The sequence below is a fragment of the Salinicola acroporae genome (assembly GCF_003206615.1).
Classification (GTDB): Bacteria; Pseudomonadota; Gammaproteobacteria; order Pseudomonadales; family Halomonadaceae; genus Salinicola; species Salinicola acroporae.
This window is the reverse complement of sequence record NZ_PZJW01000006.1, coordinates 106,335-121,109: the sequence shown is the minus strand read 5'-3', so window position 1 is coordinate 121,109 and position 14,775 is coordinate 106,335. Positions and strand designations below refer to the sequence as shown.

The window sequence follows — 14,775 nt, the reverse complement described above, 5'->3', positions numbered from 1 at the left end:
GCGCTCTGGGCGGCTCATTTCACGCCAATGCCAATGCCGCTCAGCGTGAGAATCCGGTCTCTTGGTCGCCCGAGAATATCCGGCGCCACTCGACCGATGCCATTTGCCGATGCCGACCATGGACATCGCTGTTGCGGAGCATCGGGCTACCGGCAGTGCCGGAGGGTCACGCCGAACCGAGACGCTGTCCCGAAAATCTAGACCATGGTCGTAGTCATGAACGGCCCGTTACCGCCTCCCGAGCCAACGTCAAGCCATCCAGCTTTGATAGACTGGCCTCTCGAATCAGTCAAAGAACCGTCAACGGAACGCGGCAGGAAACCACCATGACACAGCAGGAACGTCACGAAGCCATCGTCGAGCTGGTCAAGCGGCAAGGCTATGCCTCGATCGAACAGCTCGCCAGAGACTTCGACGTCACGCCCCAGACGGTGCGCCGCGACCTCAATCAACTGGCGGAAGAGGGCATCGTCAAACGCGTCCATGGTGGCGCCGGCCTGGAATCGAGCACCGTCAACACGGCCTATCATACCCGCAAGACGTTGAATCTGGACGCCAAGCGCCGAATAGCCGAAATGCTGGCGAGCCATATTCCCGATTCATCGTCGCTGTTCATCAACATCGGCACCAGCAATGAATTCATCGCCGAAGCGCTGTGCCAGCACAGCGGACTCGAGGTCATCACCAACAACCTCAATGTGGCAGCCATTCTGCAGCACAAGACCGACTTCAATGTCATCGTCGCCGGCGGCCAGGTCCGCTCGCGGGACGGCGGGATCATCGGTGAAGCCACCATCGACTTCATCAATCAGTTCAAGGTCGACTACGGCATCATCGGTATCAGCGGCATCGATGGCGATGGTTCGCTGCTGGAATTCGACTACCAGGAAGTCCGAGTCGCACAAGCCATCCTGCGCAACTCCCGCCAGGTCTTCCTGGCGGCGGATCATTCGAAATTTCACCGCAATGCCGTGGTACGCCAGGGCAACCTCAGCCAGATCAACGCCTTTTTCACCGACCGGCAGCCACCCGATGGACTGCGCCGGCTGATGCGGGAGCACGATGTGGCGCTCTACGTCGCCGATCCTTCGATATCCGCGGACATCGAGCCCCTGCCCGCCCACGCGGGCTGAAGTCCGACCGCCCATGCAACAGCCGGCCACGCGCCGGCTTTGCTCTCCCCGATGATGGATTGCCTCCATGCCTTCCCTTTTGGTCGAGGAAACTGCCTGCGGCCATTGATGTTCGGAAATGATTAGTCTATGTTCGAAACCGAACATGACCGAATCATCACCTTCCGGAGAGCGGTATGGCCTCAACGACACAGCGTCACGTCCATGACCTCATCGTCGTCGGTGGCGGCATCAATGGTGCCGGCATCGCCAACGACGCCGCCGGCCGGGGCCTATCCGTGCTGCTGTGCGAGCAGTCGGACCTGGCCAGTGCCACCTCCTCCGCCAGCAGCAAGCTGATCCATGGTGGATTGCGCTATCTCGAGCACCGCGAGTTTCGCCTGGTGCGCGAAGCGCTGAAGGAACGGGAGGTCATGCTGCGCAAGGCTCCGCACATCGTCTGGCCATTGCGCTTCATCCTGCCCCATCAACCGCACCTGCGGCCCGGCTGGATGATCCGCGCGGGGCTCTTTCTCTACGATCATCTCAGCCACCGCGACAGCTTGCCCAACGCCAAGCGCCTGCGTTTCGGTTCGGAAAGCCCGCTGGTACCGGCGATCAAGCGTGGTTTCGAGTACTCCGACTGCTGGGTGGACGATGCCCGGCTGGTGGTACTGAACGCGATCCAGGCACGGGAAAAAGGCGCCGATATCCGGGTCCGCACCCGTTGCGTCGAGGCTCGCGAGGAGCAGGGAGAGTGGGTGGTCATTCTCGAAGACCTGGATAGCGGGCAGCACCAGGAACAGCGGTGCAAGGTGCTGGTCAACGCCGCCGGCCCCTGGGTGGAGTCCTTCGTCAAGGGCAATGCCAAGCGCGACTCCCGCTACGGCATCCGCATGATCCAGGGCAGCCACTTGGTAGTGCCACGCCTCAACGATGACGACCGTGCCTACATTCTGCAGAATCGCGACGGCCGTATCGTCTTCGTGCTGCCCTACCAGCAGCGCTACAGCCTGATCGGCACTACCGATCGCCGCTATCAGGGCGACCCCGCCCAGGTCGCCATCAATGACGAAGAGATCGATTACCTGCTCGACGTGCTCAACGCGCACTTCACCAGGCAGCTCGGTCGCGAGGATGTGGTCGCGACCTATGCCGGCGTGCGCCCGCTGTGCGACGACGAATCGGAGAACCCCTCGGCGATGACCCGGGACTATACCCTCGACCTCGACAGGCACGGCGCGCCAATGCTGTCGATCTTTGGCGGCAAGATCACCACCTATCGCAAGCTCGCCGAGGCGGCCATGCGCAAACTCGAGCCACTGCTGCCTGCCATGGGCCAGTCGTGGACGGCCGACGCCCGGCTACCCGGCGGTGACATCGAGTCACGCCAGGCATTTACCGATCGAATCGTGGATGAATATCCGTTTCTCGGTCGAGAGCGGGCCGAACGATTCGCTTCCAGCTATGGCTCGCTGTGTCTCGGCTTCCTCAACGATACGCAGAGCCAGGAGGATCTTGGCCAGCATTTCGGCGGCGGTCTCACCCGTGCCGAAGTCGACTATCTGATCGAGCACGAGTGGGCACGCACCAGCGATGACATCCTGTGGCGACGCAGCAAGCTGGGTCTTCGCCTGTCCAGTGACGAGCAGCAGACGCTGGCGCGCTACCTCGACCAGCACCCAATCGCCGGTCAGTCGCGCCCACTATCCAAAGTCTCATGAGGAATTAGCTGCCACGAGGTTGCCGGGAAGCCATACTGCCGTGGGTACGAAACGCGTTTCTGCTACGCTTGGCCCAGCACGGCGTCCTACCCCGACACAAGGAACCCTCCCTTGCTGCAACTCCTTTTTAGCTGTCTCGGCTGCCTCACGCTGCTGGTCACCCTGGCGCCTTACATGCGGATTCGCCATTGGAGCGTTCGCAGTTTCGATTTCCCGCTTCTCCAGATAGCCATCGCCGCCACCGCGCTAGCGCTGATTCAGCTCGCATTCGAACCCGAGCGCTGGTGGCACTGGGCCGGTGTCGCCGCCAGCGTGATCGCGGCGGTCATCCAGTGGGCGCGCATCTACCCCTGGACCCCGTTGGCACGCTGCACGGTGGTCAAATCCAATTCCCAGGCGCCGGAACACGAACTCAAGCTGCTCGTCTCCAACGTCCTGACTCCCAATCGCCAGGCATCGAAGTTGATCGACCTGGTCCAGGAGCACGACCCCGACATCCTGCTGACGTTGGAGTCCGATCAATGGTGGGGGGATCAACTGGATGCCGCCATCGGCGAGTCGATGCCGGAAGCGGTGCGCATCCCCCTCGACAATCTCTACGGCATGCATCTCTACTCCCGTCTGCCGCTGGAAGATGTCGAGGTCAAATGGCTGATTCAGGATGATATCCCTTCGATTCATGCCTGGGTAAGGTTGAGGGATGGCAGTCGTATTCGTTTCCACGCCCTGCATCCGCGGCCGCCCGCCCCCTCGGAAAGCGATGAATCACTGTGGCGCGACGCGGAACTGCTGCTGGTGGGCCAGACCATTGCAGAGCGCAATGACCCCACCGTCGTTGCCGGAGACCTCAATGACGTTGCCTGGTCACCGACGACGAAACTGTTCTGCAAGATCAGCGGCATGCTCGATCTTCGCCGCGGTCGCGGTCAGTACAGCACCTTCCACGCCAAATATCCGATGCTGCGCTGGCCGCTGGATCACGTCTTCGTCACCGAGCATTTCACCCTCGTCCACATGGAGCGGCTGCCGGAAGTGGGATCCGATCACTTCCCCATATTGGTGACGCTCCGCCACAACCCGACCCGGGCGGCCGAGAACGAGCCCGAGAAAGCCGATAGCGACGAGCGGGAAGTGGCGGAGGAGACGATCGAGGAAGCGCAGGATCGCCATGGCGAGGAGCCGGTCTGAACCCGCTTCGCCTGGACTGACCATGCTTGACCACGACGCCACCCGAGCGGGTGGCGTCGTAGTATCGGCCACCAACTGGAACCATTGATCTCAGAATCTGGCTACAGATGGCGACCGGAAGGGAGAGCGGACCCTACTCGGGGATTCCTCCCTCGGTCAGCTTGGCCGGATCGAGCAGGCGTTCCAGTTCCTGGCGCGATAGATCGGTCTCCTCCTCGGCCACGTCGATGATCGGCCGGCCGGCCTGATAGGCTTTCTTGGCGACCGCTGCTGCCGCGTCATAACCGATCACCGAGTTGAGTGCAGTGACCAGAATCGGGTTCTTCGAGAGCGGGCGCTCGATGTTGTCGCGACGCACATTGAACGTGGCGATGGCGCGATCCGCCAGCAGCCGGCTCACATTGGCCAGCAGCTTGATCGAGCCCAGCAGGTTGTGCGCGATCAGCGGCAACATCACATTGAGCTGGAAATTACCGCTCTGTCCGCCCACGGTAATGGCTGCATCGTTACCGATGACCTGAGCGGCAACCTGGGCCGCCGACTCCGGGATCACCGGATTGACCTTGCCCGGCATGATCGAACTGCCCGGCTGCAAGGCCTCCAGTTCGATCTCGCCGAGCCCGCCCAGAGGACCGGAATTCATCCAGCGCAGGTCGTTGGATATCTTCATCACCGCGACGGCATAAGCCTTGAGATGGCCCGAGAGCTCCACCGCCGCATCCTGGGAAGCCAGACTGGCAAAGAAGCTGTCGTTGGGCCGAAAGTCGAGGTGGGTATCGCTGGCCAGGCGCGCTGCCACCTTCTCGGCAAAATCGGGATGGGCATTGACGCCGGTACCGACGGCCGTGCCACCGAGTGCCAGGCGAGTCACCCGCTTGAGCCCGTCCTCCAGGCGCTCCATCGACTGTCCGATCTGGCTGGACCAGCCGCCGAGTTCCTGGCTTAGGCGAACCGGCATCGCATCCATCAGGTGGGTGCGTCCGGTCTTGACCACGTCATCGACCTCCTTCGCCTTGTCGTCGATGGTCGCACGCAGATAATGGAGCGCCGGCAGCAGGCGCTCGCGAACCTGCGTCGCCGCGGCGAGGTGAATGGCCGTGGGGATCACGTCGTTGCTCGACTGCCCCATGTTGACGTGATCGTTGGGGCGGACCTCGAGACCCTCCCGGCTGGCCAGGTGAGAGATCACCTCGTTGACGTTCATATTGGTCGACGTGCCCGAGCCCGTCTGGAACACATCGATCGGAAACTGATCGACGTGCTTGCCGTCGATGATCTCATCGGCCGCCGCCACGATGGCCTTCGCTCGGTCATCGTCCAGCAACCCCAGTTCCCGGTTGACCTCCGCGGCAGCGCGCTTGATATGGGCGACCGCGGCGATGAAAGCCGAGGGCAGCGGTTGGCCGCTGATCGGGAAATTATTGACGGCACGCTGGGTCTGCGCGCCGTAAAGAGCACTCTCGGGAACGTTCAGCTCGCCCATGCTATCGCGCTCGACTCGTGTCTGAGCCATGACCTTCTCCTATCGATGACGGATGAAATGCCAAGGAACCCATGGAGATCGGCACGCCGCCGATCTCCCGGTTCTCGTGGGGCGCTCGCTGAGAAAGCGGCGTGCGATGGCCAAACGAAGCAAAAATCAGCGACAGATCGTCAGGATCGACGATGGGGACGGCGCCGCTGCGCAAAGTGCGAACGACCAGGATATCGCGCGTCGAAAGCGGACCGGGCTGGTGTACCGGGCAACGAGGCCCGAATGAGCCTGTGACCCGCGGCGCTCGCCCTCCTTCGGACGTTCCGAACCCAGTAAGTGAGCTGATTTCTAACGTCATCCAGCCAAGCGCAGGCAGTTTTCAGACAGCGCCCGGACTCAATCAAGACTAGCAGTCGGTCGTCACACTGCATCCACTTCGCGCGGCGGATGTCGGGAGGCGGCCATGATGATACACCAGGCACACCTCCTCTGGGTGGCTGAGCGCGCTCAGTCAAAGTCGATGATCTGGCGAATCGCCTCTCCGCTGGCCAGACGGTCGAAGCCGAGGTTGATCTCGTCCAGTTTCAGACGATGGGTCAAGAGCTGCTCCACCGGCAGCCGGCCCGCGCGATAGAGCGCGATATACTCCGGCACATCCAGCGACGGCACGTGGCCGCCCAGGTAGGAGCCCTTGAGCGTACGCTCCTCGGCGACCATCCGGGTGGGGCTGATGGCGAAACGTACGTCCGGATGCGGTAGCCCAGAGGTCACCGTGGTGCCGCCGCGGGCGGTACACTCGTAGGCGAACTCCAGCGCCTTGGAGACACCGGCAAACTCGGCGGCGATATCCACCCCGCCGCCGCTGATCTCGCGCACCTGGTCGATGGCGTCGGCATCGCCACTGTTGACCACATGGGTGGCGCCCATCGCCTTGGCGGTCTCCAGCTTGTCGGGGGCGATATCGGCGGCGATCACATGGCGAGCGCCGCCCCCGGCGGCTCCCATTACCGCCGCCAGGCCGACCCCACCGAGGCCGACCACCAGCACCGACTGCCCCAGACGCAGGCCGGCGGTGTGAACCACCGCGCCGACCCCGGTGAGCACGGCGCAACCGAACAGCGCCGCGATATGGAACGGCAGATCGGCATCGATCCGCGTCAGCGACCGTCGCGAGGCCACCGCGTACTCGGCGAAGCCGGAAACCCCGATATGGTGATAGATCTTCTGCCCGCCCCGGTGCAGGCGCATGCCGCCGCCCAGCAGGTGCCCGGCGCCATTGGCCACCTGCCCCGGCGCGCACAGCGCCGCACGCCCGGAGAGACACGAAGCGCAGGCGCCGCAGCTGGGAGCGAACGAGAACACCACATGATCGCCGGGCGCGAGATCCTCGACGCCCTCGCCGACCTCGACCACCTCGCCGGCGGCCTCGTGCCCCAGCACCATCGGCAGCGGCCGCGGCCGATCGCCGTTGATGGTGGAGAGATCCGAGTGGCACAGCCCGGCGGCGCGCATGCGCACCAGCACCTCGCCGCGCCCGGGCGGGTCGAGCTCGACCTCCTCGATCGACAGCGGCTGCGACTCCCGGTACGGGCGTGGCTTCTGCATCTCGTGGATCACGGCTGCATGCATTTTCATCGCGACTTCCCTATTCGATGGATCGCCCCGGCACGCCTCATCATGCCGGGTGCGCCTGGCGTTGATGTGCCAGGCCCGGCATTCGACACGCCAGGCCCGGCACTCCGTCTGTCAGAAAAACTCGGCCTGTCAGGAGAATCTCGGTCTGTCAGGAATAATACTCGGGCGCGTGACGGAAGGTCGGCCACGCCTGCGGGTCGTGGCCGGTGACCACCAGCGCCCCGGTCTTCTCGGCCAGCGCGTGCAGCTTGCGCACGGAGCGCACCGTATCCACGGTCGAAGCGAGAAAGCCCGGTAGCGCCTTCTCCTCCCAGTGGTCGGTGGTGTAGGCCGCATCCACCGCCAGCAGCACCGGGCCGGTCTCGGGGAGCTGGAGCAGAAAGCTGGCATGGCCGGGGGCGTGCCCCGGGGTGAAGATGAAGCGGATGCTGCCGTCGCCGAAGACGTCGTAGCCGTCGTCACCATCCTCGAGCAGATGCCACTTCAGCCCGGGACGATCGAAATCGGCGCGGATATAGCCGCCGGCGGCGAACCAGTCCGGCGCCATCGCATACTCGTATTCGCGTCGGCGGACGATATGCGTGGCATTGGGGAAGCGCCCGGTGGCGCCGGTGTGATCCAGGTGCAGGTGGCTGTGCAGGACATAGCGCACGTCCTCGGGTTCGATGCCGAACGTCTTCAGTGCCTGAACGCACCCCTCTTCCTCCCGCATCACCGGCCAATAGACCGCGGTGATATCGCCCCAGTGCTTCTCCGGATCGCTGGCGCACTCGACGGCGCAGCCACCATCGATGACCACGTTTCCCTCCGGATGCGTAATCAGATACCAGGGCACGGGGATCTCATACTCATCCAACCCCGCATTCATCTTGATATTGCACACCCGGCACTTGAGCGTGCCGGTCTGGAACATGTACAGACGTGGGGTAGTCATGACGCACTCCTGATTTGACGACATCGGGTTCGACGACATGCAGACGACATTGCCAATGACTTGCCTCTCACTTGCCAATGACCGCGGTAAACGTACGGCGCCAGGTTCGACACCCGCCAGCGGCATCGACCCTCGCCGCTGGGCGCTCCGGCGTGTCAGAGTAGGACACCGCCGAACGGCCTGACTAGCGGACTTTGGTCCCAGGCATGCACTCTCTCAGCACACTCACGGAGACGTCTCAACCATGTGGCACCGTCAGCAATTCACGCTCTCCGCGCGCCCGCGCGGCTTTCATCTGGTCACCGAGGAGGTCCTGGCGGCACTGCCGCGGCTGGCCGAGATCCGCACCGGTCTGCTCCATCTACAGCTGATGCACACCTCGGCCTCGCTGACCCTGAACGAGAACGCCGACCCCGACGTACGCCATGACATGGCGCTGTTTGCCGCCCGGATCGCCCCAGAACGGCTCGACGGCCTGCGCCACACCCTCGAGGGCCCCGACGACATGCCCGCCCACGTGCTGGCCAGTCTGTTCGGCACTCAACTGACCCTGGCCGTGGACAATGGCCGCCTGCTCACCGGCACCTGGCAGGGCATCTGGCTCGGCGAGCACCGCCAGAACGGCGGCGCGCGCCGAATCACCGCCACCCTGACGGGCGAGTGACGACCGCCGCGCTAGCACCTCAGTGCGAGTGCCGTGGCACCTCGGCGCCGCGACAGCCGCGCAGGAAGTCGAAGTCACAGCCCTCGTCGGCCTGCAGCACCCGCTCGATATAGAGCTGGCGATAGCCGCCGCTGGTGGCGATCTGACTCGATGCCGCGGTCGGGTCGGCGGCAGCCAGGCGGCGGGCGATCTCGGCGTCGTCGACCTCGAGTTCGAGCTTGCCGTTGTCGCAATCCAGGCTGATCCAGTCGCCGTTCTCGACCGCCGCCAGCGGTCCGCCCGCTGCCGCCTCCGGGGCCACGTGGAGGACCACGGTGCCGTAGGCGGTACCGCTCATGCGGGCGTCCGAGATACGCACCATGTCGGTGATGCCCTGCTCGAGGATCTTCGGTGGCAGACCCATGTTGCCGACTTCCGCCATGCCGTGATAACCCCGTGGGCCGCAGTGCTTCAGGACCAGGATGTCGTTGGCCTCGACCTCAAGCTCGGAATCGTTGATGCGCGCCTTGTAGTCGTCGAAGTTCTCGAACACCACCGCGCGACCGCGGTGCTTCATCAGTTCGGGGCTGGCCGCAGAAGGCTTGAGCACCGCGCCGTTGGGCGCCAGGTTGCCGCGCAGAATGCAGATGCCGCCGTCCTCGCGCAGCGGGTTGTCCAGCGGACGAATCACCTCGTCGTTATAGTGCGGGGCATCCTGCACGTTTTCCCAGATCGTCCTGCCGTTGGCGGTCAGCGCGTCCTTGTGGGGCAGTCGGTCGGCTTCGCCCAGCCGGCGCAGCACGGCCGGCAGACCGCCCGCGTAGTAGAACTCCTCCATCAGGAAGCGCCCGGAGGGCTGCAGGTCGACGATGGTCGGCGTGCCGCGACCGATTCGGGTCCAGTCGTCCAGTGGCAGGTCGACACCGATGCGCCCGGCGATCGCCTTGAGATGGATCACCGCGTTGGTCGAGCCGCCGATGGCGGCGTTGGTTCGTATCGCGTTCTCGAATGCAGCGCGGGTCAGTATCTTCGACAGTTTCAGGTCCTCGTCGACCATCTCGACGATGCGGTTGCCGGAGAGATGGGCGAGCACGTAGCGCCGGGAATCCACCGCCGGGATCGCGGCGTTGTGCGGCAGCGATACCCCCAGCGACTCGGCCATGCAGGCCATGGTCGAGGCCGTACCCATGGTGTTGCAGGTGCCGGCCGAGCGCGACATGCCGGCTTCGGCGGCCATGAAGTCATGAATCGATATCTTGCCGGCCTTGACCTCTTCGGAGAGCCTCCAGACCACGGTTCCCGACCCGATGTCCTCGCCTTCGTGCTTGCCGTTGAGCATCGGCCCGCCGGTCACCACGATCGTCGGAATGTCGCAGCTCGCCGCGCCCATCAGCAGCGCCGGGGTGGTCTTGTCGCAACCTACCAGCAGCACCACGCCATCGATGGGATTGCCACGAATCGCCTCCTCGACGTCCATGCTCGCGAGGTTGCGGGTGAACATCGCCGTGGGGCGCAGGTTGGACTCGCCGTTGGAGAACACCGGGAACTCCACCGGGTAGCCGCCGGCCTCGAGCACGCCCTTCTTGACGTGTTCGGCGAGCTTGCGGAAGTGCGCGTTGCAGGGCGTCAGCTCCGACCAGGTATTGCAGATGCCGATGATCGGCTTGCCCTGGAATTCATGGTCCGGAATCCCCTGGTTCTTCATCCAGCTGCGGTACATGAAACCGTTCTTGTCGGCGGTACCGAACCACTGGGCCGAGCGCAGACGGCGCTTGTTGTGGGGGCTATCCGATGAATCGCTCATCTCTCTCTCCTCGAACCCTAGTCATTGGATGACGGCCACGGCAGTCGTCCAGGATGTTGCCAACCGGTCGTCGGGCAGCGTCACAGCAGGGAAAACACAAGCCATGCCAGCCCGAACGACATCAGCGAAATACCGGTGGAGATCACCGTCCAGGTCTTGAGCATGGTCTTGGTGTCGACACCGAGGAACCGACCGACCAGCCAGAACCCGGAGTCGTTGACATGGGAATAACCGATCGCGCCCGCGACGATCGCCACGGTGATGCAAGCGGCGGGCAGTCCGGCAAGGCCAGGATCGCCCAGTACCACCGGCGCCATGATCCCCGCTGCCGTGGTCCCCGCGACCGTTGCCGAGCCCTGGGCGATTCGAATCACCGAGGCGATCACGTAGCCGGCAAGGATCACCGGCAGCCCGAACGCCTGCAGGCTCTCCGCCAACGCATCGCCGATACCGCTCGCCGTCAGCACCCCGCCGAACATGCCGCCGGCGCCGGTGATCAGGATGATGCTGCAGACCGGCGACAACGCCTGCTCGACGATCTCGTTGATCGAATCCATCGCGCCGCGCTCGCTGGACCGAATGACCAGCAGCCACATCGCGATACAAGTGCTGATCAGCAGCGCGATCGGCGTCTCGCCAATCACCATCAGCGCGGAGACCAAGGGGTTGTCGCCATCGATGACGCCCCCTTGGCCCAGCGTCGACAGACCGGTGTTGAGGAAGATCAGCGCCAGTGGCAGCAGCAGCACCAGCAGCACCGTGCCGAAGGCCGGACGCTTCTCCGGCGGGAGCTCCTCGCTCTCCCCGCCCATCAGGTTGGGCACCGCCTGGAACGGCGAGCGATTGGCCAGGATCAGCGACAGCCGATAGCCCATCGCGTACCAGGTCGGTAGCCCCACCAGCAGGGCGACGAACAACACCTGGCCGATGTCGGCGTGCAGGAACACGGCAGCGGCGACGGGGCCGGGATGCGGTGGCATCAACGCATGCATGACCAGAAACGCCCCCGCGGCCGGGAGGCCATAGAGCAACAGCGACGCCTTCAGTTCGCGGGCCACCGAGTAGATCACCGGCAGCATCACCACGAAGGCCGCGTCGAGAAAGATCGGAAAACCGAATAGTAGACAGGCGATCGACAGCCCGAGGGGCGCCCGCCTGCTGCCGAAGAAGTGAATCAGCGTGTCGGCCAATACGCGCGCGCCGCCCGACACTGCGACGAGGCGGCCCAGCACGGCCCCGAACCCGATCAGCAATGCCACGTTGCCGAGCGTCTTGCCGAACCCTCCCAGCAGCGTCGGCAGCAGGTTGGCAACCGAAATGCCGGTCGCCAGCGCGGTGCCGATACTGACGATGACCAGGGCGAAGAATGGATGCAGCCGCACCCGGATGATCAAGATCAGTAGAATCGTGATGGCGGCAACGGCAATCCCCAGCAAACCCAAGGTGGGGAGGCCGGCCGCCGCTTGTGTCGTGTCTTGCATGGCGTCCTCCTGACTCCTGCCACGGCGCCAGCGTGACAGGCTCGCCGTGGGTTGCCGCTACGTTAGCGCCAAGATTCGATAACCAAGAAATGTCAAATATCCGCACGATTGATATATATATGGTTATCAATAGACACGTCTTGAGCGCGGCGCCCCGGGTTCATCACGCAAGGCGGTTCCGTCGACTCGACCAAAGTTGCAGCTTTCTCTCGCTCGCCCCGTCAGCCCCCGGCGCGACGCGTCTGTTTCCAACGGTCGAACATGACCGCCAGCAGCAGAATCGCCCCGCGCACCAGATACTGGTAGAAGGTGGGCACGTTGAGCAGCCCCATCGCGTTCTGCACGCAGCCCATGATCAAAACCCCGACCAGCACGCCGGTGATCGAGGCGACGCCGCCGGAGAGCGAGACGCCTCCCAGGACGCAGGCCGAGATGACGGCCAGTTCCAGACCCTGCGACGTATTGGGATCGCCCAGCCCCATGCGCGAGGTGAGCAGGACGCCGGCGATACCCGCCACCAGCCCCTGGAGCGCGAATACCATGATCTTCAAACGCCGCACGTTGACGCCCGCCAGGCTGGCCGCTTCCGAGTTGCCCCCGGTCGCCAGCGTGTTGCGGCCGAACGCCGTCATGTTCAGGACGACACCGAAGACCAGGAAGCAGCCAATCATCGTCCACACCGGCAGCGTCAGCCCCAGAAACGACGCACTGCCAAGGTCGAAGAACCCCGGCACGGTGATCATTACCGCATCGCCGCCGGAGGTGATGTAGGCCAGGCCGCGCACGAACTCCATCGCCGCCAGGGTGGCGATCAGCGAGTTGATGCCGAAGCGGGCGACTACGAAGCCGTTGAAGGCGCCCACGGCGGCGCCCGCCGCGATCCCGACCAGTACGCCGACCGCCACGCTGCCACTGGTGGACGTCACCATCGCCGCCACGACGCCGGAAAAGGCGACGATGGAGGCAACGGACAGATCCACCTCTCCCAGTGCCAGCACCATCATCATGGTGGTGGCGATGGTGCCGATCAGCGTCACCGACAGCAGCAGGCCAACGATGTTGCGCCCGGTCAGGAAGTCCGGCACCAGCACCGAGAGGCCGATGAACAGCAGGATGAAGACGGCGATCAGCCCCGATGTGTCCAGCAGCGTCCGCAGCGGTTTGGGAAGTCCCCTGCGCCCTGCGACGGGCAGCGTCGACTGGGCGGCAACTTTATCGTTCATGTTGTCGAATCCTCTTGCGATTCAAGACTCTCGTGGAAATCCGTTGCCAGTCTCAGGCCGGTAGCGCCAGACCCAGCAGACGCTCGGGCGTCGCCTCTTCGCGCGGGACGATGTCGATGAGCTCACCGTTCCGCATAACCCCGATGCGATCGCAGATGGAGCTGACCTCCGCCAGATCGCTGGAGATGACCAGCACCCCCTTGCCCCGCTCGGCAAGGTCGTAGAGCAGCGAGTAGATGTCCCGACGCGCGCCGACATCGATCCCGCGGGTCGGCTCGTCCATCACGAACAGGTCGATCTCCTCCGCCAGCCAGCGCGCCAGGATCACCTTCTGCTGGTTGCCGCCGGAGAGGTTGGCGATGGGGGTCTTGGGGCCGGGCGTCTTGATCCGCAGTTGGCGGATGTAGTCGTGGGTGTTGCGGGTCTCTCGCGCAGGGTCGCGAAAGCCTCCCCAGCGCTTGAAGAAGCGCCGGCAGCTGATATTGAGATTGTCGGACACGCTGGCAACGGGAAAGATGCCCTGGGACTTGCGGTCCTCCGGGCACATCGCGATGCCGGCGCGGATCGCCTGACGGGCCGAGCCGAATCGGCGGCTGGTTCCATCGAACGAGACCTGGCCGGCGGTGGCGCGCTCGACCCCGCAAACCAGCCGCATCAGCTCGCTGCGACCCGCGCCGACCAGTCCGAACAGCCCCAGCACCTCGCCGCGATGCACCTCCAGACTGACCGGCGCCCTCACGCCTCGCCCCTCGATCCCCTCGAGGCGCATCAATACCTCGCCGCGTTCCCGCGGGCGGTAACCGTAGACATCCTCGATCTCGCGGCCCACCATCTCGCTGACCAGGGTGTCGTGATCGAGTCCTTCGAGGGTGTCGTGGGTGCGGATGTGGCGGCCATCGCGGAACACGGTGACCGCATCGCACATCTCGAACACCTCTTCCATGCGGTGGGTCACGTAGAGCACCACGCGCCCCTCGTCGCGCAGCCGCGAGACGATCCGCTTGAGATGGCGGATCTCCTGGACCGAGAGCGAACTGGTCGGCTCGTCGAAGGCGATGATGCGGGCATCGCGCAGCAGCGCCCTGCCGATCTCGATCATCTGCTGCTGGCCGATCGACAGATCCCGCACCTTGGCCGAGGGGGGAATACTCCCCTCGCCCAACTCCTCCAGGATCGTCATCGCCCGTTCGCGCAGCCGGCGCCGGTCGAGAAAGCCGTGCTTGACCGGCAGTTGCCCCAGCAGCAGGTTCTCCGCCACCGAAAGGTTCGGCGACAGCGTCAGCTCCTGGTAGATGATCGAGACCCCACGGCGCAACGCTTCCCGCGCGTTGGCGAAAACGATCGGCTCACCATCGATCCAGAGCTGCCCGCTGGTGACCCGGTTGACGCCGCTCAACACCTTGAGCAGCGTCGACTTGCCGGCCCCGTTCTCGCCCATCAAGGCATGGACTTCCCCTCCCCTCGCCGCGAAGCTGACACCCTCCAGCGCCCGGACGCCGGGGAATTCGACGGTAATGCCGTCAATGCGAAGATAAGCTTCCGCCATTCCAGTCTCCT

At 64.4% G+C, this 14,775-nt stretch carries 11 protein-coding genes; 4 read left to right on the top strand and 7 right to left on the bottom strand.

Annotated elements, in window-relative coordinates; all coding sequences use genetic code 11:
- Nucleotides 1–326: 326 nt before the first annotated feature.
- The 3 genes from DOM54_RS09915 (at nucleotide 327) to DOM54_RS09905 (ending at nucleotide 4,024) form a co-directional block, all read left to right on the top strand.
- Entirely contained in the window at nucleotides 327–1,133 is an 807-nt protein-coding gene (locus DOM54_RS09915; RefSeq protein WP_110716181.1) for a DeoR/GlpR family transcriptional regulator, read from the top strand.
- A 176-nt stretch (nucleotides 1,134–1,309) separates the two neighbouring features.
- Nucleotides 1,310–2,836: a glycerol-3-phosphate dehydrogenase gene (gene glpD / locus DOM54_RS09910; protein ID WP_110716180.1), complete on the top strand. Its 1,527-nt coding sequence runs from the start codon at nucleotides 1,310–1,312 to the stop codon at nucleotides 2,834–2,836.
- 111 nt (nucleotides 2,837–2,947) lie between these two features.
- Nucleotides 2,948–4,024, top strand: a complete 1,077-nt coding sequence (locus tag DOM54_RS09905) for an endonuclease/exonuclease/phosphatase family protein (RefSeq protein ID WP_240613848.1) — start codon at nucleotides 2,948–2,950, stop codon at nucleotides 4,022–4,024.
- A 133-nt stretch (nucleotides 4,025–4,157) separates the two neighbouring features.
- Here DOM54_RS09905 and DOM54_RS09900 read toward each other — a convergent pair whose 3' ends face one another.
- The 3 genes from DOM54_RS09900 to attM form a co-directional block, all read right to left on the bottom strand.
- The gene (locus DOM54_RS09900; protein WP_110716179.1) at nucleotides 4,158–5,537 is read right to left on the bottom strand and encodes a class II fumarate hydratase; all 1,380 of its coding nucleotides are present in this window, start codon (nucleotides 5,535–5,537) and stop codon (nucleotides 4,158–4,160) included.
- A 468-nt stretch (nucleotides 5,538–6,005) separates the two neighbouring features.
- A complete protein-coding gene (locus DOM54_RS09890) occupies nucleotides 6,006–7,133 on the bottom strand; it encodes a zinc-dependent alcohol dehydrogenase family protein (protein ID WP_110716177.1) in 1,128 nt (375 codons plus the stop codon).
- A gap of 148 nt (nucleotides 7,134–7,281) precedes the next feature.
- The gene (gene attM / locus DOM54_RS09885) at nucleotides 7,282–8,067 is read right to left on the bottom strand and encodes an AttM family quorum-quenching N-acyl homoserine lactonase (RefSeq protein WP_110716176.1); all 786 of its coding nucleotides are present in this window, start codon (nucleotides 8,065–8,067) and stop codon (nucleotides 7,282–7,284) included.
- 244 nt (nucleotides 8,068–8,311) lie between these two features.
- Between attM and DOM54_RS09880 the strand changes: the two genes are divergently transcribed.
- Complete coding sequence (locus tag DOM54_RS09880; RefSeq protein WP_110716175.1) at nucleotides 8,312–8,731, top strand: secondary thiamine-phosphate synthase enzyme YjbQ; 420 nt, start codon at nucleotides 8,312–8,314, stop codon at nucleotides 8,729–8,731.
- Between the two features lie 19 nt (nucleotides 8,732–8,750).
- On the opposite strand, the gene DOM54_RS09875 is transcribed toward DOM54_RS09880, so the two are convergent.
- The 4 genes from DOM54_RS09875 to araG all read right to left on the bottom strand — a co-directional run bounded on the left by DOM54_RS09875 (nucleotide 8,751) and on the right by araG (nucleotide 14,764).
- Nucleotides 8,751–10,514, bottom strand: a complete 1,764-nt coding sequence (locus DOM54_RS09875; RefSeq protein ID WP_110716174.1) for an IlvD/Edd family dehydratase — start codon at nucleotides 10,512–10,514, stop codon at nucleotides 8,751–8,753.
- Between the two features lie 80 nt (nucleotides 10,515–10,594).
- Nucleotides 10,595–11,995, bottom strand: a complete 1,401-nt coding sequence (locus DOM54_RS09870) for a GntP family permease (protein ID WP_110716173.1) — start codon at nucleotides 11,993–11,995, stop codon at nucleotides 10,595–10,597.
- Nucleotides 11,996–12,216: 221 nt separating this feature from the next.
- Nucleotides 12,217–13,218, bottom strand: coding sequence for an L-arabinose ABC transporter permease AraH (gene araH, locus DOM54_RS09865; RefSeq protein WP_110716172.1), 1,002 nt, complete (start codon nucleotides 13,216–13,218; stop codon nucleotides 12,217–12,219).
- Between the two features lie 52 nt (nucleotides 13,219–13,270).
- Nucleotides 13,271–14,764, bottom strand: a complete 1,494-nt coding sequence (gene araG, locus DOM54_RS09860; protein WP_110716171.1) for an L-arabinose ABC transporter ATP-binding protein AraG — start codon at nucleotides 14,762–14,764, stop codon at nucleotides 13,271–13,273.
- Between the last annotated feature and the right edge of the window lie 11 nt (nucleotides 14,765–14,775).